Annotated in this window: 25 protein-coding genes; 17 read left to right on the top strand and 8 right to left on the bottom strand. The window is 47.2% G+C overall.

The window, feature by feature from the left end; all coding sequences use genetic code 11:
- The first annotated feature begins 48 nt into the window (after positions 1-48).
- Entirely contained in the window at positions 49-576 is a 528-nt protein-coding gene (locus tag ACNI23_RS02130; protein ID WP_420246428.1) for a hypothetical protein, read from the top strand.
- Between the two features lie 82 nt (positions 577-658).
- Here the strand turns inward: ACNI23_RS02130 and ACNI23_RS02125 are convergent, their stop codons facing one another.
- The 7 genes from ACNI23_RS02125 to ACNI23_RS02095 form a co-directional block, all read right to left on the bottom strand.
- A complete protein-coding gene (locus ACNI23_RS02125) occupies positions 659-958 on the bottom strand; it encodes a type II toxin-antitoxin system RelE/ParE family toxin (protein ID WP_420246427.1) in 300 nt (99 codons plus the stop codon).
- Entirely contained in the window at positions 958-1,236 is a 279-nt protein-coding gene (locus ACNI23_RS02120) for a ribbon-helix-helix domain-containing protein (protein ID WP_420246426.1), read from the bottom strand. Before ACNI23_RS02120 ends, ACNI23_RS02125 begins: the two co-directional genes overlap by 1 nt.
- A 128-nt stretch (positions 1,237-1,364) precedes the next feature.
- Positions 1,365-1,835: a hypothetical protein gene (locus ACNI23_RS02115; RefSeq protein WP_320176228.1), complete on the bottom strand. Its 471-nt coding sequence runs from the start codon at positions 1,833-1,835 to the stop codon at positions 1,365-1,367.
- 66 nt (positions 1,836-1,901) lie between these two features.
- Positions 1,902-2,183, bottom strand: coding sequence for an SHOCT domain-containing protein (locus ACNI23_RS02110; RefSeq protein ID WP_420246425.1), 282 nt, complete (start codon positions 2,181-2,183; stop codon positions 1,902-1,904).
- 256 nt (positions 2,184-2,439) lie between these two features.
- Positions 2,440-2,679, bottom strand: coding sequence for a hypothetical protein (locus ACNI23_RS02105; RefSeq protein WP_420246424.1), 240 nt, complete (start codon positions 2,677-2,679; stop codon positions 2,440-2,442).
- A 245-nt stretch (positions 2,680-2,924) separates the two neighbouring features.
- Positions 2,925-4,025, bottom strand: coding sequence for an SPL family radical SAM protein (locus ACNI23_RS02100; RefSeq protein ID WP_420246423.1), 1,101 nt, complete (start codon positions 4,023-4,025; stop codon positions 2,925-2,927).
- Positions 4,026-4,037: 12 nt separating this feature from the next.
- Positions 4,038-4,991, bottom strand: a complete 954-nt coding sequence (locus tag ACNI23_RS02095) for a ParB N-terminal domain-containing protein (RefSeq protein WP_420246422.1) — start codon at positions 4,989-4,991, stop codon at positions 4,038-4,040.
- A 203-nt stretch (positions 4,992-5,194) separates the two neighbouring features.
- Here ACNI23_RS02095 and fusA point away from each other — a divergent pair, with 203 nt between their 5' ends.
- The 15 genes from fusA (at position 5,195) to ACNI23_RS02020 (ending at position 21,630) form a co-directional block, all read left to right on the top strand.
- On the top strand, positions 5,195-7,258 hold the full coding sequence (gene fusA, locus ACNI23_RS02090; RefSeq protein WP_420246421.1) for an elongation factor G: 2,064 nt from the start codon (positions 5,195-5,197) through the stop codon (positions 7,256-7,258).
- Positions 7,259-7,388: 130 nt separating this feature from the next.
- Positions 7,389-7,817, top strand: a complete 429-nt coding sequence (locus ACNI23_RS02085) for a hypothetical protein (protein ID WP_420246420.1) — start codon at positions 7,389-7,391, stop codon at positions 7,815-7,817.
- Positions 7,818-7,919: 102 nt separating this feature from the next.
- A complete protein-coding gene (gene katG, locus ACNI23_RS02080) occupies positions 7,920-10,103 on the top strand; it encodes a catalase/peroxidase HPI (RefSeq protein WP_420246419.1) in 2,184 nt (727 codons plus the stop codon).
- 242 nt (positions 10,104-10,345) lie between these two features.
- Positions 10,346-11,065 (top strand): lysophospholipid acyltransferase family protein, encoded by a 720-nt coding sequence (locus ACNI23_RS02075; RefSeq protein WP_420246418.1) that lies wholly within the window; start codon positions 10,346-10,348, stop codon positions 11,063-11,065.
- Positions 11,058-12,761 carry a ribonuclease J gene (locus ACNI23_RS02070; RefSeq protein WP_420246417.1) on the top strand — a complete coding sequence of 568 codons (1,704 nt, stop codon included), beginning with the start codon at positions 11,058-11,060 and terminating at the stop codon, positions 12,759-12,761. Before ACNI23_RS02075 ends, ACNI23_RS02070 begins: the two co-directional genes overlap by 8 nt.
- 83 nt (positions 12,762-12,844) lie before the next feature.
- Positions 12,845-13,612 (top strand): fumarylacetoacetate hydrolase family protein, encoded by a 768-nt coding sequence (locus tag ACNI23_RS02065; protein WP_420246416.1) that lies wholly within the window; start codon positions 12,845-12,847, stop codon positions 13,610-13,612.
- A 201-nt stretch (positions 13,613-13,813) separates the two neighbouring features.
- Positions 13,814-14,593: a 30S ribosomal protein S2 gene (gene rpsB, locus ACNI23_RS02060; protein WP_015851145.1), complete on the top strand. Its 780-nt coding sequence runs from the start codon at positions 13,814-13,816 to the stop codon at positions 14,591-14,593.
- 2 nt (positions 14,594-14,595) lie between these two features.
- Positions 14,596-15,216: a translation elongation factor Ts gene (gene tsf / locus ACNI23_RS02055; RefSeq protein WP_015851144.1), complete on the top strand. Its 621-nt coding sequence runs from the start codon at positions 14,596-14,598 to the stop codon at positions 15,214-15,216.
- 437 nt (positions 15,217-15,653) lie between these two features.
- Positions 15,654-16,373, top strand: coding sequence for a UMP kinase (gene pyrH / locus ACNI23_RS02050; RefSeq protein WP_015851143.1), 720 nt, complete (start codon positions 15,654-15,656; stop codon positions 16,371-16,373).
- A gap of 2 nt (positions 16,374-16,375) precedes the next feature.
- A complete protein-coding gene (gene frr / locus ACNI23_RS02045; protein WP_420246415.1) occupies positions 16,376-16,933 on the top strand; it encodes a ribosome recycling factor in 558 nt (185 codons plus the stop codon).
- 4 nt (positions 16,934-16,937) lie between these two features.
- Positions 16,938-17,633 carry a polyprenyl diphosphate synthase gene (gene uppS / locus ACNI23_RS02040; protein ID WP_420246414.1) on the top strand — a complete coding sequence of 232 codons (696 nt, stop codon included), beginning with the start codon at positions 16,938-16,940 and terminating at the stop codon, positions 17,631-17,633.
- A 216-nt stretch (positions 17,634-17,849) separates the two neighbouring features.
- On the top strand, positions 17,850-19,616 hold the full coding sequence (locus tag ACNI23_RS02035) for an SH3 domain-containing protein (protein WP_420246412.1): 1,767 nt from the start codon (positions 17,850-17,852) through the stop codon (positions 19,614-19,616).
- 21 nt (positions 19,617-19,637) lie between these two features.
- Positions 19,638-19,847: a hypothetical protein gene (locus tag ACNI23_RS02030; RefSeq protein ID WP_420246410.1), complete on the top strand. Its 210-nt coding sequence runs from the start codon at positions 19,638-19,640 to the stop codon at positions 19,845-19,847.
- A gap of 6 nt (positions 19,848-19,853) precedes the next feature.
- Positions 19,854-20,969 carry a hypothetical protein gene (locus tag ACNI23_RS02025; RefSeq protein WP_420246409.1) on the top strand — a complete coding sequence of 372 codons (1,116 nt, stop codon included), beginning with the start codon at positions 19,854-19,856 and terminating at the stop codon, positions 20,967-20,969.
- Between the two features lie 25 nt (positions 20,970-20,994).
- Complete coding sequence (locus ACNI23_RS02020) at positions 20,995-21,630, top strand: hypothetical protein (RefSeq protein ID WP_420246408.1); 636 nt, start codon at positions 20,995-20,997, stop codon at positions 21,628-21,630.
- Between the two features lie 33 nt (positions 21,631-21,663).
- Here ACNI23_RS02020 and ACNI23_RS02015 read toward each other — a convergent pair whose 3' ends face one another.
- Complete coding sequence (locus tag ACNI23_RS02015; protein WP_420246407.1) at positions 21,664-23,397, bottom strand: HD domain-containing phosphohydrolase; 1,734 nt, start codon at positions 23,395-23,397, stop codon at positions 21,664-21,666.
- A 462-nt stretch (positions 23,398-23,859) separates the two neighbouring features.
- Between ACNI23_RS02015 and ACNI23_RS02010 the strand changes: the two genes are divergently transcribed.
- On the top strand, positions 23,860-24,663 hold the full coding sequence (locus tag ACNI23_RS02010; protein ID WP_420246406.1) for a phosphatidate cytidylyltransferase: 804 nt from the start codon (positions 23,860-23,862) through the stop codon (positions 24,661-24,663).
- Positions 24,664-24,667: the final 4 nt, after the last annotated feature.

Raw genomic sequence — 24,667 nt, 5'->3', positions numbered from 1 at the left:
GTAAAGAAACTGTTCACCAACCAGAACAGCAAGTCAGGAGATATAAATATGAGCGCTTTTAAAATTGTTGAAGCAAAGCCGAATCCGGATTTTAATATTTTTTACTTCGCAGAACTGAACGGTTCCACCCGCATCGAGCATTCCCTCATGGAAAGCCTCGAAAAATACTGGAACGAATGGCTGCCCCACCTCAAGGCTTATACCCTGAAACAGCCTGATGATGCCAAGGGTACAGACTTCCTGCTGCTTTACCTTGAGAAGGAAGTTGAGGATTCCGTTGAGGAGATCTGGCAGGACACCCCCACCGAGGGCCTTGCACATCACAACCTCGCTATCACCCTCGTAATGTCCGCAGCACAGTCCCTGATTCCGCAGCTGGAAGAAGGCAAATGTGCACCGCTGCCCAAGCCGGGTGAAGAAGTGCTCAAGGCATTCGAATCCCTCGGACTTACCTGGAATCAGGAAGGTACCGTTAACCGCCAGTACGCGGTATTCACTCCCTTCCCGTACTCCGGTGGCTGTGAAGTCTGCTACCTTGAGGATACCTGTCCTAAGAGCCAGACCCGTCAGAATTAAGTTTTTTGTTGATTTAGTATTCGAAAAGCCCGCCGGAGCGTTTGCTCTGGCGGGCTTTTTTGTTTGAACAGGAATATGAGAACTAACTTAATTTCCCTTCGTAATTTTGCCCACCATAGAAAATGCCTAAAATTGAAACCTTATCGTCTAAAACAGCAAACGCAATTATCGCTCTTTTTTTGTAATGCGTAATCCGCAAACCGGGTCTGATGTCATCACGGGCAGTTCCGCGCATAGGAAATTCTGCAAGACTCGCGCAATAATCAATAATCGCATTTGTGTAATCAGCAGCAACTTCGAGCGATTCCACTTCTTTAAGATAGCGAAACAAATCGAGAATCTGAGATTCAAACTCCGGCGCAAATACAACTCGATACGCCATTAAAATTCAGTCCTTTCTTCCTCAATCTCAGTGGCAATCCGGGATCGCATTTCTTTTAAGCTAATGCCCCGCTCAGGATCTTTTTTTACTGCGTCATAAGCAGGACCAACCTGACTTTTCAGCCAATTATCTACAGCTCTGTCGCGAGCCAATAGTGCTCGCAGACCGTCACGAATAACTTCACTCTCAGAAGCATATTCACCAGACGAGACTTTTTCTTTAACTGCCTTTGCCATCTCAAGGGGTAAAGTTATGCTCATTTGCTTGGTTGAACGCATAAAATGAACCTCCAAATTTTGTGTAGGATTTAATCCTACTGAACAATTTTAATATGGACAAGAGAATAAAAAAGAGCCGCAACATCAACCGATGTTGCGGCTCTTTTCTTAATAAATTTCAGAATCCCCTACTCCACAAACGCCACACTTTTCAAAAGTGTCCGCTCACCAAAGAACTCTTCCAGCCTTTCGCGCTCGGATTCGAGAATACGGATTTCGGATAATCCGACTTCCTCTTTGACACCGCCATAAATTTTCAAGGCCTGGTCGATGAAACCGGATTCCACGAAGCAGACGTTCATGGCATATGATCGGTCATTCCACTTCATGCGGATTTTAATGATAGGGTTTCGGGTCTCGTGATCTGTAACCAAGTTACCGGTACGCACCAAGGTATCACGCACGTTTTTGGGCAGCATGACCCCGAAACGGCTCAAGTTTTCGGAAAATGCAGGCTCGAAGGCCACGTAATAATAGGGGTCCACCTTTAACGCGATGGATTTGCCCGGAATATTCAGGATAAAAGGATTTTCAGCAAAGGCTTTTCCCAGCCCTTTCTGCAAGCGATCAATGCGATCTTTATAATCTTGTAAGGACATTGGTGTAATCCCCCTTTAATTGAGTTATTACACCAAGTTTAACAGCTAATCAAACTAGTTTATTCCTTACTTCAATTCATTCTTCATGCGAATGTAAGTTTCCTCGTCAATCTCGCCGGAAGCGTAACGCTTCTTCAAAATATCCTGAGCGGAGGGCGCACTGGTGCCGGTATCCGGCTTACGAAACATGCGCACAGTAAAATAAATAATCAACCCGATTACTACGAGCTGTAATATACCGCCAAAATGAAAAGGCATCCAGCCACTCATACCACTCATGCCATATCCGGCACCATGACCGAATCCTGAACCGCTACACCAACTGCTTAATGCACTGATAAATTCCATGTCCTTACCTCATTCTTTTAATTTTACTAAGCTAAAAGCATAACTCATGCCATGAGATATAAGTAGTAAATATAACACATTACAATTTCAACATCTGACAAATGTGCATTTCGCTTCACAAATGAACAACAAGATTTTGCACAAAGACTGTTCAAAAGCAGATTATGACCCGCCAAACAGGGCATGATATGCAAAAAACATAATACAAACAAAAGCAAGAAGCTCATTCAGTGTAAACATTATATTTCCCCCACAACTATTTCAGATAATCGTAAGGTCTGTCATCCATCACATTAATCCCATAGCGTTTCTTCTTAACGTAGAAAGCCGTGGAAAATTCGGATGTATCCGCTGATTTGCGAAGAGAACGAAACGCAGCCCAGATGACGATAACTGCAAAAATTAACTGCATAGCCAGAATCCAAAAGACGGCTCCTGCCATCCCATCAGAAAAAAGCACGCCTAAAACATCAACTGCAACATCATATAATTCCATTCTAAACCTCGCGATTTTTGTAAATAGAATTACATACTGCATGCCAGAAACAAAAAAATGTTTAATCAGCACTGATTAGAGAAGCACTTAAGACTCTGTTAATTTTAACTTAATATAAATAAATGCAAAAACTTGCACGACTTGGATAACCTGTGTGCAACACATCCCTTCGCTTTTGTGCAAAACAAAACCCCGCAACACTATTAGTGCTGCGGGGTTTGAGTTGAATACGATATTAAACAATTCTAATCATTGAAAGCCTGTTTCATAAGATGCTTGCCGAGTCCGCCCAGATCTTTAGGAGTGTAGCCGAACACATCCTGCCAGTTTTCGGTAGATTCCATACAGAAGTAAAGCTGCTTACCCATACCATGCTTGCGCAGGCGGTCTACGATAAACTTGAACTGACGCAGACGCAGGGGCCGCAGCAGTCGCATCTTGTTATCATTACCGGTGATGAACTCATCGAATATGTAAGTTGTTTCCGGGAAGTTCTGCTCAATGATCGGCTTGAGGTGCGGCATATGCCTGAATGAGCCTAGGCTGAAATATGCAATCTGCTCAGGCTTCACGTAATCGAAAATCATATCGATGATTTCAGCATAGCCTTCACGCCAGCCGTCGAAACGGATAATGGGATCAAAATGCAGGCAGACCCTGAAACCGGCATCTGCACAGGTGCGGGCGGCTTCAAGACGCTCTTTGAGAGTTGATACACCAAACTCCTCATGCTCATTAACAAACGGAGCATTGAGGGACCAAGCCGGAAGCAGACGGTCGGTTCGCTTGACCACGTCCATCCATGAAAGATCGATGATCTTGGACTTAAGCTCCAAACAGACGTTGGGATAATCGCCAAGAAATTCTACCAGATCGCGGCTGTATCCGGTGACCGCTTCAAGGGCGAGGGAATCAGTGAATTCCCCGGTACCGACACGGTAACAGGTTGAAATATCCGCAGAAAAAGCCTTGCCCAGCTCATCGAACAGATCATTCTGGTTGGCCCAGACTTTAAGCACATTGTCCTGAAAGTAAGCCTGCAAAATACAGTAAGAGCAAGCCATAGGACAGCCCTCACCGATATGAATGATCCGGTATCCGCAGCAATGGTAGTAACGGGTGCCGGGACAAAACCGCAAAAATTTACCCTTGTACTCTTTAAGATACAGGGACTGCTTTCCACCCAGTTCCCCATGCGGGAAATTCTCCGGGTCCACAACCTCTACCGGGAGGTCGGGCATGCGTGAAAGCACCCGCTCTGTAAGCGGAACCTTCTGCATGCTGCGATCAATATATATTTTTTCTATTCCCTTTAAATGGTCGGGAAGTACTAAATCATTGCTCATTTTTTAAATCCGCTACTTGTCTCTACCAAGTTCGAAAAGCTCTTCCCAGCCACTAAATTTAGCGATGGACTCAAGGTCAGCCATAGCCTTTTCCATCATCTCAAGACTCTTGAAACGAGTCTGGATCATGACTTCCCCGGTCTCGAAACTGCCAACTGGTTCAACCCGCCATTTGGTTCCGGCACAAATTTCTGAAACGATCTTGTTGTGAACCTTTTCCAGCTCGCTAAGCTTGGGATAACGCAGTTCCTTTGCAGCCTTGCAGAAACGGGTAACCGCATCCTTGGGCGATTCACTCTCTCTCGCAGCTTCAAATGCAGGAACGGAAATCAATTCTACAATGGATTTGTTCTCGCGACGTGAAGTCTCGTAGAGCCAAGTAAGAAAGTTAACCGCATTGGAACGGGACCAACTCAGCTTCTCAAAAAAACTAATCAACGCGGCGCGGTCAGCTTCATCAAGCTTAATAAGCACTGAAACCGCTGCCAAAGGGATATGCCCGAGCTTGAGCAACTCATCATATTCCGGTTCAAGTTCCATCCAATCAAGCCAGAATTTCATGTCCCTTGATTTAGGCTTAATGCCAAGCAGAGGGGCAACTGTTTTGGGAAGCTCAGCCGCATCCATACGTGCGGCAAAAAAGCGCACTGCCGCCAACTTAACCGATTCGTCTGTTAAACGCGCGCTATTTTCTTCAAGATGTAGCACCGCTTTTGAGGTTTCATCAGCTGCATCTATATAACGCACCAAAACATCCATTCCAAGCTTTGAAGCGGCAGCAACCCTTGACCTGCCTGCAACAAGCAGGGTTCTGCCGGATTCTTCGACTGCCAGCACCGGAACGAGCTGTCCGTGCTTTTTCAACGATGGAATAAGTTTTTCAACCGGGGATTCAGGGTGCAGAAGCCATGGACCGGAACAGTCAATATCAGCCGGTGAAAGGCTGCAAACACTGGGATTACTCAATTTATCTAACCTCCGAAAAACGGAATAAGGTCGTGCTCAATTATTGTTTATGCACGATATTTAATTAATTATCTACGCTTGACATGTTAGCTGGGCTATACCTATAGGGATTATTAGGAAGAATTATAAGTTGCACCTTTAGACCTGTACTGGCCGGGTCGTCAGGTCCCGGCTGTGAACATTCAGAGAAACGGAGTTGTTGAATGTCTGAAGCTTTACAAAACCAAAGGACTTTTGCACTTGTGGGCCACGGCGGTTGTGGCAAAACCTCTACCGCCGAGATGATTCTTTTTAATGCCGGTGTGATCGACAGACTCGGTAAGATTGAGGAAGGCACCACCGCCCTCGATACCGAACCTGAAGAAATTAAACGCCGCGGTTCCATCCAGTCCGGTTTCGCCGGGTACAAGTGGGACAAAAATGACCACTTTCTGATCGACACTCCGGGTGATGCAAACTTTTGCGGAGACCTGCCCTACTCTCTAGCCGCGTCCGACGGCGTTGTCTTTACCATTGACGCCGTGGACGGAGTCAAGCCCCTTTCGCGCAAAGCATGGGCAGCAGTTGAAAAAGCAAACCTCCCCACTGTTATTTTCATCAATAAGATGGACCGAGACCGTGCAGACTTCGATTCTGCATTCGATAGCCTAAACTCTTCCCTCGGCATCAGCCCCGTACTGCTGCATTATCCAATCGGAATCAAGGAAAATTTCAAGGGCGTAGTGGATATGCTCTCCGGTCAGGCCTATCTGTTCGAAGAGAACGGAAAGGTTACCAAGGGAGATATCCCCGCCGATATCGCAGACGAAGTAGAAGTCCTGCGTGAAACCATGATCGAAAACATCGCGGAAAGTGATGAAGATCTCATGGAAAAATACCTCGAAGAAGGCGAACTCACTCCCGAAGAAGTCGCAAAAGGCCTCACCGCAGGTGTTAAAAACCGCAGCCTGTTCCCGGTATGCGTTGGTTCCGCACTGGAAAATAAAGGTGGCTCCTTCCTGCTGGATATGATCCAGACCTATCTGCCCTCCCCGCTTGACCATCCCGAATGGCAGGGTGAAGACGGTACAACCCGTGAATCTTCCGCAGACGGCCCTGTTGCCTGCTTTGTATTCAAAACCATTGCCGACCCCTTTGCCGGACAGCTTACCGTCTGCCGCGTTCTCTCCGGAACAGTCAGCGGCGACCAGACCCTGACCAACACCAATACCGGCGCCAAGGAAAGAATGGGCAATATCCAGCTAATGGTAGGCAAGGACCAAAAGCCCCTCAAAAATCCTGCTGGCCCCGGCGCAATCATCACTCTTGCCAAGCTCAAGGAAACCTTTACCGGCGATACTCTCTGCGATGACCACAACAAGTTTACCCTCGAAAAACCGCAGCTGGCTCCGCAGCTGATCACCTTCGCCCTTTCTCCGGCGGAAAAAGGCGATGAGGACAAGGTCTTTCAAGCTATCCAGAAGCTGCTTGCTGAAGACGTTAACCTCAGCCTTTCCCGCGATGGGGAAACCGGCGACATCCTGCTTTCCGGTATGGGTCAGAACCATATTGAAATCTCCGTTGAGAAAGCAAAGCGCCGCTACAAGGCTGAAATCGTTCTTAACGCACCCAAGGTTCCCTACCGTGAAACCATCAAAGGTTTTGCCGAAGTTCAGGGACGTTTCAAGAAGCAGTCAGGCGGACGCGGTCAGTTCGGTGACTGCTGGATCAAGCTCGAGCCTCAGACCAAGGGTAACGGCTATGAATTCGTCAACAGCATTGTCGGTGGTGTAATTCCGAAACAGTACATCCCCGCAGTAGACAAAGGTGTTCAGGAAGCAGCCCAGAAGGGTTTCCTTTCCGGGTCCCCGATCATCGATTTCAAAGTAACCCTTTACGATGGCTCCTACCATTCCGTTGACTCCTCGGAAATGGCGTTCAAGGTTGCCGGATCCATGGCCTTTAAAAAGGCATGCGAAAAAGCCGGGGTTGCCCTGCTTGAGCCACTTATGAACGTTGTGGTTGAAGTTCCTGATGAATTCATGGGTGACATCATCGGTGACCTTTCCTCCCGCCGCGGTAAGGTGCTCGGCTCCGACTCCACCGCAGGCGTAACCGAGGTCAAGGCCCACGTGCCCATGTCCGAAATTCTCAAGTACGCACCGGATCTGCGCTCCATGACCGGTGGTCAGGGAACTTTCACCATGGAAATGTCCCATTACGAAGAATGCCCCCCGCCGATCGCGGACAAGGTCATCGAAGAATACAATGCGGGTAAGGACGAATAAACCTGCATCTATTTACTATGGTTGAACTACTTAGGCCGGGACATGTGTCCCGGCCTTTTATATTGCCTAACTACAGTTCTAGACTTATAACAATAATACACATATGTAAGTTCAACTAATGGAGGACAGAATGGAAAATATGGAACTCGTTTTAAATGCAGTTAGCGTGTATCAAGCTCAAACCGAGCAAGTCGGCAAAATATGGGACTACTTCAGCGTTGTATCGCTTACAGTCGTCGGAATAATATTAAAAAGCGACAAGGCCGTACGTACTATGAAGGAGCCACTAGTAATTATTGGGGCCTACCTTATTTTTTGCATTAACAACCATCTAGCATTATTGAAATACCATGAACAATTGAATCAGTTAGGCTCACTTGTAGCTACTCTAAAAATAGAGGCCGGAGCTAAGCTGACCGCTTTTGGGGTTCAAGACCTTCGCTGGATTCAACAATCACATATCCTATTTATAATAGCTGTTTGCGCAGGGTCACTACTCACGGCATGGATCAGGATTAAAAAGAACGCAAAAAAATCTGTCCCCCACGCTTCAAATTAAATTGTATCCAACGCACCCTCTCCCTTGGATTAAACTGCAAATAAATGCTAATGTGGTCGCAATCGTAAAATTCCGAACTCACGCAAACGGGAGATAAAAACCATGAGTGATGAAAAGAAATGTCCAGTAACAGGGCGCTCTTCAAGTCAGGTAGCCGGGAGCGGCACATCAAACAAAGACTGGTGGCCCAACCAGCTTAACCTGAACATCCTGCATCAGCATTCAGCAAAATCTGACCCCATGGATAAAGAATTCAACTATGCTGAAAAATTCAAAAAGCTTGATCTTGAAGCCCTCAAAAAAGACCTATTCGAACTGATGACCGATTCGCAGGATTGGTGGCCTGCCGACTACGGGCATTACGGCCCATTATTCATCCGCATGGCATGGCACAGTGCCGGAACCTACCGCATCGGTGACGGGCGCGGTGGAGCCGGATCAGGCAGCCAGCGCCTAGCCCCGCTTAACAGCTGGCCGGACAACGTAAATCTTGATAAAGCCCGCAGGCTGCTCTGGCCCATCAAGAAAAAATACGGACGCAAAATTTCATGGGCCGACCTGATGGTCTTTGCCGGAACCTGCGCAATCGAATCCATGGGACTGAAGCCTTTCGGATTCGCTGGAGGCCGCGAAGATATCTGGGAACCGGAAGAAGACATTTACTGGGGCGATGAAGACACATGGCTCGGCGACACCCGCTACTCAGGTGACCGTAAACTTGATAACCCATTGGCAGCAGTTCAGATGGGATTGATCTATGTGAACCCCGAAGGTCCTAACGGCGACCCCAATGCCGTGGCTTCAGGCAAGGATGTACGCGAAACATTTGCCCGCATGGCCATGAACGATGAAGAAACCGTGGCTCTCGTTGCCGGAGGACATACTTTCGGTAAATGCCACGGAGCCGGAGACGCAGCGAATGTAGGCCCGGACCCCGAAGGAGCACCGATTGAACAGCAGGGATTGGGCTGGAAAAGCAAATTCGGCAGCGGCAAGGGTGGCGATACCATCTCCAGCGGCATAGAAGGCGCATGGACCCCGACCCCCATCAAGTGGGACAACAGCTATTTTGATACCCTGTTCGGATACGAATGGAATCTTGAGAAAAGTCCTGCCGGGGCATGGCAGTGGCATCCATCCGACCCGGAAGCTAAAAAGACTGTACCGGATGCACACGATCCATCCAAGACTCATCCTCCAATGATGACTACCGCCGACCTTTCCTTGCGCATGGACCCGATATACGCGCCCATTGCCAAACGTTTTCATAAAAACCCTGAAGAATTTGCGGACGCCTTTGCACGGGCATGGTTCAAGCTGACGCACCGCGACATGGGACCGCGCTCACGTTATCTGGGGTCTATGGTCCCCGATGAAGAACTCATCTGGCAGGACCCGGTGCCCGCAGTCGATCACGAACTGATAGACAACACTGATATTGCAGATTTGAAAGCTAAAATTCTGGCATCAGGATTATCCGTTTCGAAGCTGGTATCCGCAGCTTGGGCATCCGCTTCCACTTATCGTGACTCCGACAAACGCGGAGGTTCCAACGGTGCGCGAATCCGCCTTGCGCCGCAAAAAGACTGGTACGTAAACCAGCCGTTACAACTGCCGGAACTGCTGAACAAACTTGAAGAAATCCAACAGGAATTCAACAGCCAATCCGGAAATAAAAAAGTATCTCTCGCCGACCTGATCATACTGGGCGGCTGCGCGGCAGTTGAACAAGGTGCAAAGAACGCAGGATTTGATGTAACCGTGCCTTTCACTCCGGGGCGTACCGATGCTTCACAAGAACAGACCGATGTACATTCATTTTCTGTGCTGGAACCTGCGGCTGACGGCTTCCGCAACTTCCAGAAAATAAAATACTCAGTTACCGCGGAAGAACTTCTGGTAGACAAAGCCCAGCTCATGACCCTGACCGCACCAGAAATGACCGTACTCGTCGGCGGGATGCGTGTTTTAGATGCAAACTTTGATGGATCAAAACACGGCGTATTCACAGATAAACCGGGAAGCCTAAACAATGACTTCTTCAACAACCTGCTCGATATGGATATTGTATGGACACCTACTTCCGAAGATGCAGAACTGTTTGAAGGACGAGACCGCGAAAGCTGTAAGTTAAAGTGGAGCGCAACCCGCATTGACCTTATCTTCGGAGCCAATTCACAGCTCCGGGCCATTGCCGAAGTGTATGGCTGTGATGATTCAGAAGAGAAATTTGTAACCGATTTCATCTCCGCATGGGATAAGGTTATGAATCTAGGCCTTTTTTGATTTAACTTAATTAACGACTACAAAAAGGGACGTTTCATTATTTTGGAACGTCGCTTTTTTACCATATGCCCCAAAGGCGTTATTTTCATTATTTTCCCTTTCCCCTTGTCCAGCGGGAAAAATTAAACTACTTAATGGGTGGTTTATTTGTTATTAGTTAATGATTGGTCGGCTGAATTCAGAAATCCGCGGCCTTCAATATATTTTCCAGCAAAACAGTTTAACCCATAATTACTACTATCGTGAGCTTACTTAGAACCTTATTTTTTTATCTTGTTTTTTTCCCGGCCACTATCTTCTTTTCCATCGTGGCTATTATTGGGCGCACCCAGAAATCCAGCCACTGGTGTGAGCGGAACTGGGGTAAACTTGTTGTCTGGCTCTGCGCGAGCACAAACCGTGTGGACTTAAGCGCCCTTGATGAAAATGAAACTTATGTTTTCATGGTAAACCACCAGAGCTTTTATGACATCCCCCTGCTCTTCAAATATCTTGCACCTTGGCAATTCAAATTCGTAGCGAAAAAGCAACTTTTCGATTTCCCGGTTTTCGGACACGCGATGACCGCGGGAAAACACATATCTATTGACCGCGAAAACCGCAGACAGGGAATGCGCGACATCCAGAACGCCATTGACACTGCCAATAGCGGCCTTTCCCCGCTCATCTTTCCGGAAGGAACCCGCAACCCCGCTCCGGAAAAGGACGGTCTCATGGAATTTAAAACAGGCGGAATGGTCCTGGCCCTTAAGTGCCAGAAACCCATCGCTCCGGTGGTTATGTACGGCGTTAACAGGGTCTGCAAAAAACACAGCCTGTGGATGAATCCTTTTCAGGAAATAAAAATCAAAGCCCTGCCGCCCATTGATATTTCAGAATACAAAGTCCGTGACCGCGTCAAACTCAAAGAACAGCTCGAAGAAGTAATGGGCGCAGCCTACGCGGAGCTGAGAGATGAGTGATCCTCAGCTTACAGTCTGTCCGCTCGGGGGCCTTGGCGAAATCGGTCTGAATTGTATGATGCTCAGCACTGCTGAAACTGCTGTGGTAGTCGACTGCGGTCTGATTTTTCCTGACGATGCTCTTTTCGGCGTGGACATAGCAATTCCCCGCTTTGATCATATCCTGACCATGAAGGATACCCTGAAAGGTATCGTGCTCACTCACGGACATGAAGACCATATCGGAGCCCTGCCGTGGCTGCTTCCTTATATAGATGTACCTGTCTACGGCTCAAAGTTCACCCTCGGACTGGTGGAAAACAAACTTCGCGAACATAATCTTGAGGACTATGTTGACCTGCGCGTGGTAAACCCGCATGACCGAATACAACTGGGCGACATGGCATTCAATTTCTTCCCTGTATGCCACTCCATTATTGAAGGCTACGCTCTGGGAATTGAAACACCTGTAGGCCGGGTAATCCATACTGGTGATTTCAAGATTGACCGCAATCCGCTGGATGGTCACGCAACAGACCTTGAAGCCATTGCAAAATTTTCCGAACCGGGTGTTACTCTGCTTTTCTCTGACTCCACCAATGTTGAGCAGGACGGGTATGCCCTCACCGAAAATGAAATCAAGAACACCATGCGCGACCTTTTCATTGAAGCAGAAGGCCGTATTCTGGTCACTCTCTTCTCCAGCCATATTCAGCGCATGCAGGAAATTTTTGATCTTGCGGTTGAGTCCAAGCGCAAGGTCGGGGTCAGCGGAAAATCTTTAGCCCGCAATATTGATCTGGCCCGCGATCTGGGTAAGCTGCGTTTTCCGGGCGGTACACTTATCGATCTCGAAGACCTTCCCGATTATCGCGATGATGAAATAGTACTGCTGGTAACCGGATCTCAAGGTGAATCACTGGCCTCCCTTTCACGTCTTTCCACCGGGGACCACCGCCAGCTTTCCATCAAAGAGGGCGACCTTGTACTCATGTCTTCGCGTTTTATCCCCGGCAACACAAAAGCCATCACCCGGGTCATCAACAGGCTTTACAAGCTTGGAGCAGAAGTCCTCTATGAAAAGGTGCAGGGCATTCACGCATCCGGCCATGCACATCGCGAAGAATTGCGCACCATGCTTGAAACTGTGCGTCCCAAATATTTTATCCCCGTACACGGTGAATACAGACATTTAATAAAGCATTCCCGTCTGGCCGTTGAAACCGGAGTCGCTCCAGAGCGTTCTTTAGTAATTGAAGACGGTGAACCGGTAACCTTCCTGCTGCACGGCATCCGTTTTGAAGAAAACGTGCCTGTTCAGTGCACTCTCGTGGACGGCAAGGGAGTCGGCGATGTTGGGCAGACCGTGCTCAAGGAACGCCAGCTGCTGGCCGGAGAAGGGTTGGTCATTGTCGCACTGGTTGTTGATGTTAGCACCGGAGAAATCCTCAGGGGGCCGGAAGTTACATCCAAAGGGTTTGTCTTTGAACAGCAGTATTCTCATCTGCTGGAAGATGCCAAGTGCATTGTGCTTGATGTTTTTGAAAACATACCCCCGGGACACACCAATAAGCTCAAGGAACGCATTCGCTCTGCCCTGCGCCGTTTTTTCCGCAAGGTTCTCGGCCGTGATCCGGTGGTCATCCCCCTCGTTATCTCCATTACCGGGGACGAAGAAAAGGATATCGACGCCAAGTGCGATAAATGTATTCTCTAAAAACACCAACACCTGTTTGGCTGTTTTTTCCATTTGTGCTATTTTTATTTTTGCGACTGAATCAGATCATGCCGGGAGATTAAATGAAAGTTTACAGAATCAGACATGGCGAAAAGGTTTTCTATGCAACTTTGGAAGACGGACATTTCAAGAGTCTGGTAACCGGACAGCCCGGTTCCGTACCTATTCCATCTTCGGAATGCGTGATCCTGCCCATCGTGGTTCCTTCAAAAATTGTCTGCGTAGGCCTGAACTACAAGGCGCATGCAGCTGAACTGGATATGAAAATCCCGGATGACCCCATGATTTTCCTTAAGCCGCCATCTGCCGTTGTGGGCAACAATGATGCTATTGTTATCCCTTCCATCTCGGAGCAGGTTGATTACGAAGGGGAACTTGCCATCATCATGGGCCAGACGACCAAGAACGTTCAGCCGCAGGATGTCGATCCAATGATCTTCGGGTATTCCTGTGCCAACGATGTCACCGCACGTGATTTCCAGCGCAAGGACACTTTATTCACCCGGGCCAAAGGGTTTGACACTTTCGCACCCATCGGACCTTGTATTGAAACAGATATCGATATCAGCGGTCTTGGTATCCGTACTATAGTTAATGATAAGGTCCGGCAGGAAGGCACCATTGCCGACATGCAGCACAGCCCTGCGGAACTGGTCAGCTATATTTCGCACCACATGACTCTCAATCCCGGAGACGTGATCCTGACTGGAACACCTCCGGGAATCGGCACTCTTAAAGCCGGGGATCGTGTTGAAGTAGAAATCGAAGGAATCGGCAAACTCAGCAACCCCGTTGTTGACGACGACTCGCTGAAGACGCCGGTTCAGTAAGCAATAATTGGAGTCCCTGATTGTTGTTTCCGGGATACATTTATATAATTTTTTTCAAAAAACGCGCACCGGGACTTGATTTTCAAACCTAATTCCCGTAATGGTGCGTAGCCAAATCACACATTCCGGCCTCAATATGGGTGCCTGCAGCGGTTGCAGGTTCATTACCGCCGGAATGGAGGAAAAACCCAGGAGGAAATTATGGCATACGTAACTATGAAACAGATGCTTGAGACCGGCGTTCACTTCGGTCACCAGACCCGTCGTTGGAACCCCAAAATGCGCCCTTACATTTTCGGTGCACGTAACGGTATCCACATTATGGATCTGCAGCAGACTGTTAAACTTTTCCGCAAAGCTCACGATTTCATCGCTGACAACGTAGCTAAAGGCGGCAAAGTTCTTTTCATCGGTACCAAGCGCCAGGCTCAGGAAGCTATCGCTGCTGAAGCAAGCCGTGCAGGCATGTTCCACGTGACTCACCGCTGGATGGGTGGAACTCTTACCAACTTCCAGACCATCAAAAAAAGCATCGATCGCCTCAAAAAGCTTGAAGAAATGTTCGAAGACGGTTCCATCAAACGCTTCCCCAAAAAGGAAATCGTAATGATGGGTCGTGAGGTTAAAAAACTTAACCTCGCACTCGGCGGTATCAAGGACCTTAACGGTGCACCCGCTGTTGCTTTCGTCATCGACCCCAAGCGTGAGCAGATCGCTATTCAGGAATGCCGCAAACTCGGTATCCCCGTAGTTGCAGTAGTAGACTCCAACTGCGATCCCGATATGGTTGACTACATCATTCCCGGTAACGATGACGCTATCCGCGCCATCAAGCTCTTCGCTTCCCACATGGCTGATGCTTGCCTCGAAGGCGCAGCTCGCCGCAAGGAAGACAAAGCTATGGAAGCAGAAGAAACCAAAGCTGCTGAGAAAGCTGTAGAAACTGAAGCTAAAGAAGAAACTCCTCAGGAGGCAAAATAATCATGGCTATTACCGCACAGATGGTTAAGGCCCTGCGTGAGAAAACCGGCGTAGGAATGATGGATTGCAAAAAAGCTCTCGCTGAATGCGATGGCAACGAAGAAAACGCAATCAAATACCTGCGTGAGAAAGGTCTCGCCAAGGCTGCTAAAAAAGCAGGCCGCGCTACCAGTGAAGGTCTGGTTGGCACTTACACCCACAGCAACGGCAAGCTCGTTGCTATGGTTGAACTCAAGTGTGAAACCGACTTCGTTGCTAAGGCTGAACAGTTCATCCAGCTGTCCAAAGACCTCGCAATGCAGGTTGCAGCGACCAGCCCTGTTTGTGTAAAGCCTGAAGATCTGCCTCAGGAAATGCTTGAGAAAGAAAAAGAAATCTACAAGCAGCAGGCTATCGCTGAAGGCAAGCCCGAAAACATCGCTGAAAAGATCGTTGAAGGCCGTGTCAACAAATACTACAAAGAAGTATGCCTTCTTGAACAGCCCTTCATCAAGGACGACAAGAAGACCATTAAAGATCTCCTCAACGACACCATCGCAGTTCTCGGCGAGAACATGCAGATCGGTCGCTTCGCCCGCATCAACCTCGCGGAAGCAGTCGCTGAAGAAAGCGAAGCCGAATAAGACTTCATTAAAACGGGCCGCAAGGCCCGTTTTTTTTGTCCGTTTTTTAACAAGCGGCCACACACATACCAAGGACAAGTTTGAAACATATAACAATTGCTCCTCATAGCACCGGAAAGCCGCAAAAACGAACCGACCTTCATCAACGAATCCAACGAAAGAGAATGAAGGAAGTTCAGCGGTGGATATTTTTCTAAGCTCAAATCAATACGGTAATGGCCGTATGGGTTTGAGCTTTTTAAAGGGGCAATTTTCACCCGATCAATTACCGGAAGCGGGATTTTCCGGTAACATCGGGCAACTGAACGGAAACGGATAACAACGATTTTTATACAGCCGGAAACTGGAGGGAGCACCCTCCCGCGCCAATTAAATTAACTTCCGGCCTGCTTATCGACTAATAACCGGACAAGATCCGCGGAAAAACGGGAGAAACTATGGACAAATTGCGCTATTCACGGGTAATGATCAAACTCAGCGGTGAGGCACTCGCAGGTGACCAGCAGTTCGGTATTAAACCTTCAGCAATCAGCCAGTTCGCAGGCGAAATTGCAGAGGTTGCCAAGAAAGGACTTCAGGTTGCCCTGGTCATCGGTGGCGGTAATATTTTCCGCGGCATGTCTGATTCTGCAAAAGGCATGGATCGCGCTTCCGCCGACTACATGGGAATGCTCGCAACCATCATGAACGCCCTCGCTGTTCAGGATGCTCTTGAAAAGCTGGGATGCGATACACGAGTAATGTCAGCAATCCCCATGCAGGCCGTGGCCGAGCCTTACATCCGCCGCAGAGCCGTACGCCACCTTGAAAAAGGCAGGGTGGTAATTTGTGCAGCCGGTACCGGTAACCCTTACTTCACTACCGATACCGCAGCAGCGCTCAGGGCCATGGAACTTAAGACCGAAGCTATCATCAAGGCGACTAAAGTGGACGGTGTCTACGACAAGGACCCGATGAAGCACGACGATGCTGTTAAATTTGAATCTATCACCTACCTTGAGACTCTGGAAAAGAGACTGGGTGTAATGGACTCCACCGCCACTTCACTGGCCATGGACAACAACATGCCCATCATTGTTTTCAACCTTTTCGAAAAAGGAAACATTGAAAGGGTTGTTAAAGGTGAGCAGATCGGAACAATTGTTCACGGAGGATAATAATGATTAATGAAGTTCTTGCCGATGGCAAAAAAAGAATGGAAGGCGCACTGACCGCTTTGGAAAACGACTTTGCAAAACTGCGCACAGGTCGCGCGGCCACTTCGCTGGTGGATAGCATTTCCGTTGACTACTACGGAACTCCCACTCCCATTAACCAGCTGGCTTCCGTTTCCATCCCGGATTCCCGTACCATCTCCATCCAGCCCTGGGACAAAGGTGCTTTTCCCCTTATCGACAAAGCACTGCAACAGTCCGACCTCGGCTTGAACCCCGTTAACGACGGTAAAGTACTGCGCATCTCCATTCCTCCTCTCACCGAGGAACGCCGTAAGGAACTGGTTAAGATCGCTAAAAAATACACCGAAGATTCCAAGGTCGCTATCCGTAACGTTCGCCGCGACATGAACGATACCCTGAAGAAGCTGGAAAAAGACAAGGATATCTCCGAGGACGAACAGCGCAAAGCTCAGGATGATGTTCAGAAGCTCACCGATGATTACGTCAAAAAATGCGACTTATCATGCGGCGAGAAAGAAAAGGAAATTCTGGAAATCTAGTATAATGATGCCCCGACATATAGCCGTTATTATGGACGGTAATGGACGGTGGGCACAAGCCCGAGGGCTTTCACGTAGTGAAGGTCACCGGGCCGGAACAGAAGCTGCGAGAAACATCGTTACCCGATGCCGCGAACTCGGTATTGAACACCTGACCCTGTATACCTTTTCCAAGGAAAACTGGGCCAGACCGAAAGATGAAATCAGCACGCTTTTCGACCTGCTGACAGTCTTCCTCAAGAAAGAACTGTCCAGCCTGCGTGAGCAGGATATACGCTTGAAAATACTGGGGGAACTCTCTGAGTTCCCCTTTGGCGTAAAGCAGGTTGTTGCCCACACCATAAAAAAAACGGAAAACTGCAAGTCCATGACACTTAATCTGGCTCTGAATTATTCTGGCCGGGACGAACTGGTGCGGGCCTGCAAGAAAATGATCGCCGAAGGCGTCAGAGAAAATGATATAACAGAGGAATCACTGTCCAAGTATCTGTATACAGCCGGACAGCCTGATCCCGATCTGATTATCCGCACCAGCGGAGAGCAGCGTTTGTCAAACTACCTGCTCTATCAGGCCGCCTACTCGGAATTATATTTCACAGACGTCTACTGGCCGGACTTTTCCCCCGAAGAGTTGGATAAAGCTCTGGCTGATTTTGCCGGAAGGCAACGCAGATTCGGCAAAACCGGTGAACAAGTATAAGCAAATCCCGCAGAGAATGACTCTGTGGGATTTTTTATTTTCCTTCCTCAAAAATTTCTTCCTATAAATTTATTTTTTTATCGACAAAATCAGGTAAACCGCCTTATTCTATCTAGAAAATATGCAGCAGATTGCAACTTGGAATGATTTTTAAAATCGTCCCGATTTACATATCTTAGCAGCCAGCGCATTTTCATGAATAAAGGGAGGTATTTCATGTCATCTAGATTGTTTTTCGGCCTGATAATCTGCTTGATAACTTGCCTGCTTGTAGTGGGATGTATTCCCAAAACAAACACTCAAAATAATGCTGTGAAGACGACTGTAAGAACTGAAACAGTAGTTGTGACACCTATCGTAACAGGTAGAACTCTTCTAAAAAGCAATGTGCGGGAAGTTTCATCTTCAAAGGCGGATATCGTCGATATTCTTGCGAAAGACATACAAGTTGAACTCATCGGTAAAAACAACAACTGGTACAAAATCAAACGTATGGATGGAAGCGGCAAGCCAGGTTTCGTTTACCACAAGCTGATCAATCTTGATTTCGGTAATTACCTCGGGACAAGAGGCAGAAACAAAGAAAAAACAGTAGTCTACCAAGCTCCGGACAGGAAATCTCCCACTGTGCGGGTCATCTCTCCTCAGACCACCTTCGATATCATCGGCATTGAAAATGATTTTTACCTGATCAAAGGTGAAGGCTTCGAAGGTTATGCTCCTACAAAAGTCTGTGTAGCCAATCCACTCAGCCCTATTGCTAAAATCGAAACCAGAACCATGACAGGAAAAATTATTCCGGAAGATGCCGGCACCCCCTGTCCTACACCTCCAAAAAGTAAAACTACAATTGCCGCAAGGCCCAAAACAAAACAAATTCAGCCCCGTATAAGCAGTCGGACCAAAAAGAAAACCACTGTCAAAACAAGCAGCAGCGGTCAAAGCGCCGGAGCTGCCTTGTTTGGAGCTTTTGCTCAGGCACTTCTCACTGGAGGCGGTGGAAATACAGCACCAAGCAAAAGCGGTGTTCCTGTGCAATCCTCCAATGACCAGCTCAAAGAAATTCTCAAAAGCGTTAGCGTCGGCAAAGAACTTGCTGCCAAAACAGTTGAAATACGCGAACAAATGCTGCAAGCCTTAAATGAAACACGAGCTCTGCAATCACTGGTGGGAGCAACTGTTGTAGCAATGAATGACAACTATAAAGTAGCTGCGGACACTGCCAGAGGTGTAAGCACTACCGGAATGAAAAAGATATCCATCAAAGCCTTTATCAAGGACCTTTCATATGAACCGACAGACTCAATTGAAGGAGCGGCAGTAAAAATAGCTCAAAACGGCAAGATGCTCAGGGCTCTGGAAACCAAAATTAAATCTGAGGCTGATGAATTTTCAAATCTCAATGCCCAGCAGATCCAGAACCTTGATTCGGTCATCAACTCATTTTCAAACAACCTGCATGCATCTAATGCACTTTATGATTTCAGTATAGACAAAGCCAACAATGTAATCCTGCGGATTGATAGAGCTATTAATGCCTATGATGAAAAAGCAGGGCCTATGGCAGCAGAAGCAACAAAACAAGCCGGGGTTATCGCCCTTGCTACTGCCGAACTTGTCTCAATTATCGGCAACGCCCAAAATGACCCCGTTCGGGCACTTACTGCCTTGCCTCGCTTGATAGAAATTCAGGAAGACCTGACAACTCTCGGAACCCTATTTTCCGACTTTCAAGCAGACTATGAATATATTGAAGAAAACTCCGCTGTTATAAGCGGGCAAGGTCAAGAGATCAGTAAGATCATCATGACAGCACGCAGAAAAAACACTCAGATTACTACATTACTGGAATCATACTACCAGAACAAACTTGCCCTGAGTAATCGACTCAAGAATCAAATGGCCAGCCAGACCGCCCAAGGATTTAAAACAGTTGAAAAGAAGGCCGCTTCTGTTGCTTTGGCCGAAGACATGTTAGATTAACTGAAACAAGGAGATTTATTGATGAAAAGACTTAAACTACTACTTTGTATTGCTGCATTTCTGGCCCTTTCCTCCTGCGGATTCAAGCAGGCAGACTCTGCAAAACAGTCTATGGAAGGAGTGCACCAGTCCGCAGGAGATCTCAAGGACGAAACCCAGTCTGCCAAGGCTCGTACTGAGGAAATCAAACAGGAAGAAAGCCAGGATTCAACTGAAGGCTATAAATGGTAAAAGATTATGGCCCATAAATTCAGTCTCGTTTTTATCCTGCTGGTCACATTTCTCTGCGGATCATGGGTTGAAGCTGCCGAGCTTTATATTATGCCGCCAGCTATCGGTAAGGTACGTAATAAGGAAAAAGACCGCCACAAAACAGAACTGGGCATTATACTCAAGGATAAGCAGTTCAAGAAGGCACTCCGTAAAGGAATTCTAGGTTTTCTTAAACGTGCTGCGGCTAAAAACGAAGGCATAAATATCAAACGGGCCGGATTCGGAGATAAATTCGACCCGGATTCCATCCTCGTCCCCCTTCTCTTTGTGGATAACGTCATTTCCTTTGTGGATGAGTATGGTTCAGCAGAACAACGGCTATACAAAGGACGGGTTTACATAGGGTTGAACTTCCTGCTCTTTCAGGCAAAATCTGAATCACTGGTTTATTCAGCTCCCATGCTGATCTCTGTTCCATATCTGGATAAGACCAAAAACTTCAGCCTAGAACCTCTTGCCGGTCAAATAAGATCTTCCATTGTGGAGTTCTTTACGGACCGCAAAAGACTTAAAGCTGATGCACAAGATGAGTTGGGCAAATGTCTTGCCAATATGGATTACCTGTTTTCGACCAAGACCTGTTTCGTGGACGAAATAAACCTCTCCAAAGGAACACTTAAACGCATTCAGAATCCGGCCAAATATAAATCGCTTGCCCAGATGCTGGCCTCGCAGGCTCTTTCGCAGGAAATGATGGTCTTGCCTCCGAAAACAAGGTTTAACGCCATTCGCAAAGGACTCCATGCTTCGGTTTCCATGTTCGGGGTATCCTTCCAACAAGGTTCGGAGAAGTCCGGATTCTCAGAGAAAGATAACGTTTACCAAACCAGCATGCGCATGCCTGAAGCAGAAACCAGATTCAGCCTGACCATCAAAACCGGAACCAAGGACAATGATCTCGGCGCCTTTATTGAACGCAACTACACTACCGCAGCCTATCTTCAGGGCAACGGTGATGTCATAAAATGTATCAAGGCTGTTGATTCCACAATCGCCAAAGGCCATACGTCCGTGTCTGATGTGAACTTATACAACAGCCTGATAAATACCCTTTCCGACCTGGATTCCTGCAAAAGGTAACCGAAATGCAGCCAAGGAGTTTTTAATGAAACAGACGTCATTAATTTCAGTCATCATTTCAGCCATACTGGTACTGTCCTTTGCAACCACCGGAATATGCGGAAGCAAAGACGGATACAAAATTTACAAAAAAACCGGAAAGCCGACCATTGTATTTTCACTTGTGCCGCGCATCAAAGGAGAAAACCTCTCCCCGCAGGAATGCGAAAACCTGATCCGCAACCTGAACAAATCACTGCAACAGGAATTTAATGAAGCCGGGTTTGAAACCCACCGTGACCGCATGATCACCGGATTCCTGCTCGACTCATGCAAACGATCATACGCCACATCGCAACAAACCGTTACCGAAGATGAGATCATTTCCATTGCCCGTGATAATGCTGTGGACTATGTAGTCATCGGAGCATCTGAGGTGGATATTGAATATGACGAAGATTACGAACAATACTCCGCATTGGTTGATATAAACGGAGATTTCCTCGGAGTGGAATTCGATCCGCCAACCTCATACGCACTGAACCTGACCGGAGAGTATATGCACCCTAAGAAGGACCGGCTAATCAAATTGGCAGTTATCGATATTGCCCGCAAGATAGCCCGCCTGCGCACCATTGATACTGTGCTGACTCACTGGAAGGAAAATAATAAAAAGAGATAAAAAAAGGGGGGAGCAACATGGTCGCTCCCCTTTTTAATTATCTTCTTCCAACTGCGAAGGATCAAGTTCATCCTTGGCATAATCCAAGTATAGACCGGAATCGATGAAGAGTTGACAGACATCTTCATCAATATGCTTATCCTTGACCATAAATCCTAAAATCTTAATCGCCTGCGCAAGTTTCATGGGCTTCTTATATGGCCTGTCCTTAGCTGTCAGAGCTTCAAAAATATCAGCAACAGCCATAATCCTTGCCTGCAAGGGAAGATCGTCTCCGCCCACTCCATTAGGATACCCCGAACCATCCAATTTCTCGTGATGCCCGGCTGCATATTCAGGGACTCGGGAAAGCCTCTTGGGAAATGGAAGTCGTGAAAGCATTTCATGCGTTATCGCTGCATGACTCTCGATAATCTCACGTTCCTTGTCTGTCAGGGTTCCTTTCCGGATGCATAGATTTTTTACCTCATCCTCGGTCAGCCAGTTGAAAGTTTCACCATTGCTTTCAAAGGTACGGGAAGCAATCCCCATAATCCTTGCAATACGCTCGTCAGACATAAATTCTTTAGGGATATTGCAGGAATTGACAAATTGTCGGTCTTCCTCAGCCTGCTCCAGCTCAACGGCATAACGCATTTCAATTTTATCAAGTTCTGCCTCATCAACACCATTCCTAAGGGCAGCAATAGTTTCCTCAAGCTGCCTGTTTTTAATGGTCTCGGAAATAAGCCTGAACCGAGCATCAACCATTTGTGAACGGTCAAAAATAGTTTGCAATTTGGTAGATTTGTCTACCACATGTTCCGGGATGGATATCTTGCCCACATCGTGCATCCACGCGGCGAGTTTCAACTCCTCCAATTCATCTTCAGTAAAATGCACATCAGCATATTTACCTTCATGGATGGAATTGACCTTATCTGCAATCATCATGGTGATGGTCACAACTCTCTCAATATGACCATTAGTGTAGGGAGATTTAGCATCAATGGCTGCGGCAATACTTTGGATTACCGAATAGAGAAGATCTTTCAGTCCCTGAATAAGCTGGGCGTTGGTCAAGGCGATAGCTGCCTGCGAAGCTAATGAACCTACAATGTCTACCACATCAGCCGAGAACTCAATAATCTCGCCTTCCTCGTCCAGAGCATTGAGTAATTGCAACACTCCGATAATGTCCTGCTCGTGATTTTTCAAAGCAAGCACAAGCATGGATTTGGAACGGTATCCGGTAGCAGCGTCATATTTACGAGGTCCGGTAAAATCAAAACCTTCAGCTTCATAAACATCTGCAATATTGATTGTTTCACCGGTCAAGGCGCAATATGAGGAAACGTTGGCTTTGTTAGGAGCATTGCCAGAAGTATACAGTGGAACCGGAGGCAGGGTTATCTCATTGCCGCTGGTTCCGCCCATGCGGACCTGCATCTTATCGTTTTGGAGAATAGAAAATTCAAGCTTGCGACCCTCTCTGTCTACAATGTAAAGAGTTCCGGCATCGGCCCGGGTCAAAACACGTGCTTCATCAACGATCATCTCCAGCAGCCGCTCGAGACGTGTCTCACCGGAAAGAGCCAACCCTATTTCAGTCAACCGCTCAACAAGGTCCTCTTTTGCATCAGAATTTTTAGTAAAAGCAGCTTCAATATCCCGACTAAGCCTACTTACTACTTCATGGCAATCAGTACCCTGCAAATCAACTAATGCATTTTCCAAAATACCATTTAGTTCTTCTAGGCCCGAAGACAACTTTCCATTGCGTGACACTATCCCCTCCCTGCAAGAATACACATCCTGAGAAAAACCCACCGGACAAATCACAAATCAACAATACAACCCTAGAACTACATTGGTAATTTTTATACAAGAATATTATATTCGCAACAAAAATAAAAATTGCAACAATATTTATATACCAATATCACAAAGAATAAAGCTCTGGAACCACTCTCGAACATTTATACCGATGATTAAACCATATGTATGCCCTAAATGACTATTGGAGAATTAATATGGAAAAATAACTGTCAACGACTTGCCCGCCAGTTATTAATGAATTATAAAAATGGAGTTTTTTACACGATTAAGCATAATCTGCTCTATACTGGCACTGACTTTTTACTTCTTTCGAGACATGAAGCTTCACATACGCGCGGAGAACCATCTTTCAAAAGCAGTACTTATATATTTTAATTGAATTTTTGTGGAAATTTTTTAACCGAGGATTTCATGTCCCTAAGCAGCCTTCAGAAACGAATTATCACTTCCCTGCTCCTAATCGCAGCCCTTGCAACAGCCCTGATCATGGGGGGACCGGTCTTAACCGGCGGGTTGGCTATATTCTGCACCATCGCCCTCTATGAATTCTATGCCATGTTCTGGCAGGACAAATCACACCTCGCATCACGAATTGTCGGAATGGCCGCCGGAGCTGGTATTATCCTTACTTCCGCTACTGTTTCTCCGGTCTGGATGCTTTTGATTATGCTGGGAGCTTTCTGGCTGTTCAATTTCCGATTCCTGTTTTCATATAGCGCGAAACCGGATCAGGCCACCTATCTGGACAGCCTGATACTCTTTGCCGGATTGGTATACGTTCCAGTTACCATGCAGTTCATGACTTCCATGAGCAGCTGGGAAATTCTTTTCGTTCTCCTTGCAGCTTCTTCTTCGGACACAGCCGCCTTTTATGCCGGAACTTTCTTCGGTAAAAAGAAAATCTGGCCCCAGATCAGCCCCAAAAAATCCTGGGCCGGATCTCTGGGCGGAATGAGCGGTTGTATCATCTGCTGTACCGTGTTCGGCCACTTTTTCGGACATGCACCGATTCTGTACTGGGTTGCTCTTGCGATAATGCTCAACATAGCGTCCCAAATGGGAGACTTTTTCGAATCTGCTCTTAAAAGAAAACTCCAAATCAAAGACTCTGGAAAGATTCTTCCGGGTCACGGTGGAGTGCTGGACCGGATCGACAGCCTTGTGCTCGCTCTTCCCGTATATATTCTGGCAAGACAAATTCACTCTTTCTTCTAAACCG

It is taken from the genome of Maridesulfovibrio pacificus (SeqCode), assembly GCF_048612815.1.
Lineage (GTDB): Bacteria > Desulfobacterota > Desulfovibrionia > Desulfovibrionales > Desulfovibrionaceae > Maridesulfovibrio > Maridesulfovibrio pacificus.
This window is presented reverse-complemented; position numbering and strand designations above follow the sequence as displayed.

What these genes read in the sequence shown, in the direction of transcription:
- ACNI23_RS02130 (WP_420246428.1), top strand. Translation starts at nt 49, where the DNA reads ATGAGCGCTTTTAAAATTGTTGAAGCAAAGCCGAATCCGGATTTTAAT.
- ACNI23_RS02125 (WP_420246427.1), bottom strand. Translation starts at nt 958, where the DNA reads ATGGCGTATCGAGTTGTATTTGCGCCGGAGTTTGAATCTCAGATTCTC.
- ACNI23_RS02120 (WP_420246426.1), bottom strand. Translation starts at nt 1,236, where the DNA reads ATGCGTTCAACCAAGCAAATGAGCATAACTTTACCCCTTGAGATGGCA.
- ACNI23_RS02115 (WP_320176228.1), bottom strand. Translation starts at nt 1,835, where the DNA reads ATGTCCTTACAAGATTATAAAGATCGCATTGATCGCTTGCAGAAAGGG.
- ACNI23_RS02110 (WP_420246425.1), bottom strand. Translation starts at nt 2,183, where the DNA reads ATGGAATTTATCAGTGCATTAAGCAGTTGGTGTAGCGGTTCAGGATTC.
- ACNI23_RS02105 (WP_420246424.1), bottom strand. Translation starts at nt 2,679, where the DNA reads ATGGAATTATATGATGTTGCAGTTGATGTTTTAGGCGTGCTTTTTTCT.
- ACNI23_RS02100 (WP_420246423.1), bottom strand. Translation starts at nt 4,025, where the DNA reads ATGAGCAATGATTTAGTACTTCCCGACCATTTAAAGGGAATAGAAAAA.
- fusA (WP_420246421.1), top strand. Translation starts at nt 5,195, where the DNA reads ATGTCTGAAGCTTTACAAAACCAAAGGACTTTTGCACTTGTGGGCCAC.
- ACNI23_RS02085 (WP_420246420.1), top strand. Translation starts at nt 7,389, where the DNA reads ATGGAAAATATGGAACTCGTTTTAAATGCAGTTAGCGTGTATCAAGCT.
- katG (WP_420246419.1), top strand. Translation starts at nt 7,920, where the DNA reads ATGAGTGATGAAAAGAAATGTCCAGTAACAGGGCGCTCTTCAAGTCAG.
- ACNI23_RS02070 (WP_420246417.1), top strand. Translation starts at nt 11,058, where the DNA reads ATGAGTGATCCTCAGCTTACAGTCTGTCCGCTCGGGGGCCTTGGCGAA.
- ACNI23_RS02065 (WP_420246416.1), top strand. Translation starts at nt 12,845, where the DNA reads ATGAAAGTTTACAGAATCAGACATGGCGAAAAGGTTTTCTATGCAACT.
- rpsB (WP_015851145.1), top strand. Translation starts at nt 13,814, where the DNA reads ATGGCATACGTAACTATGAAACAGATGCTTGAGACCGGCGTTCACTTC.
- tsf (WP_015851144.1), top strand. Translation starts at nt 14,596, where the DNA reads ATGGCTATTACCGCACAGATGGTTAAGGCCCTGCGTGAGAAAACCGGC.
- pyrH (WP_015851143.1), top strand. Translation starts at nt 15,654, where the DNA reads ATGGACAAATTGCGCTATTCACGGGTAATGATCAAACTCAGCGGTGAG.
- frr (WP_420246415.1), top strand. Translation starts at nt 16,376, where the DNA reads ATGATTAATGAAGTTCTTGCCGATGGCAAAAAAAGAATGGAAGGCGCA.
- uppS (WP_420246414.1), top strand. Translation starts at nt 16,938, where the DNA reads ATGATGCCCCGACATATAGCCGTTATTATGGACGGTAATGGACGGTGG.
- ACNI23_RS02035 (WP_420246412.1), top strand. Translation starts at nt 17,850, where the DNA reads ATGTCATCTAGATTGTTTTTCGGCCTGATAATCTGCTTGATAACTTGC.
- ACNI23_RS02030 (WP_420246410.1), top strand. Translation starts at nt 19,638, where the DNA reads ATGAAAAGACTTAAACTACTACTTTGTATTGCTGCATTTCTGGCCCTT.
- ACNI23_RS02025 (WP_420246409.1), top strand. Translation starts at nt 19,854, where the DNA reads ATGGCCCATAAATTCAGTCTCGTTTTTATCCTGCTGGTCACATTTCTC.
- ACNI23_RS02020 (WP_420246408.1), top strand. Translation starts at nt 20,995, where the DNA reads ATGAAACAGACGTCATTAATTTCAGTCATCATTTCAGCCATACTGGTA.
- ACNI23_RS02010 (WP_420246406.1), top strand. Translation starts at nt 23,860, where the DNA reads ATGTCCCTAAGCAGCCTTCAGAAACGAATTATCACTTCCCTGCTCCTA.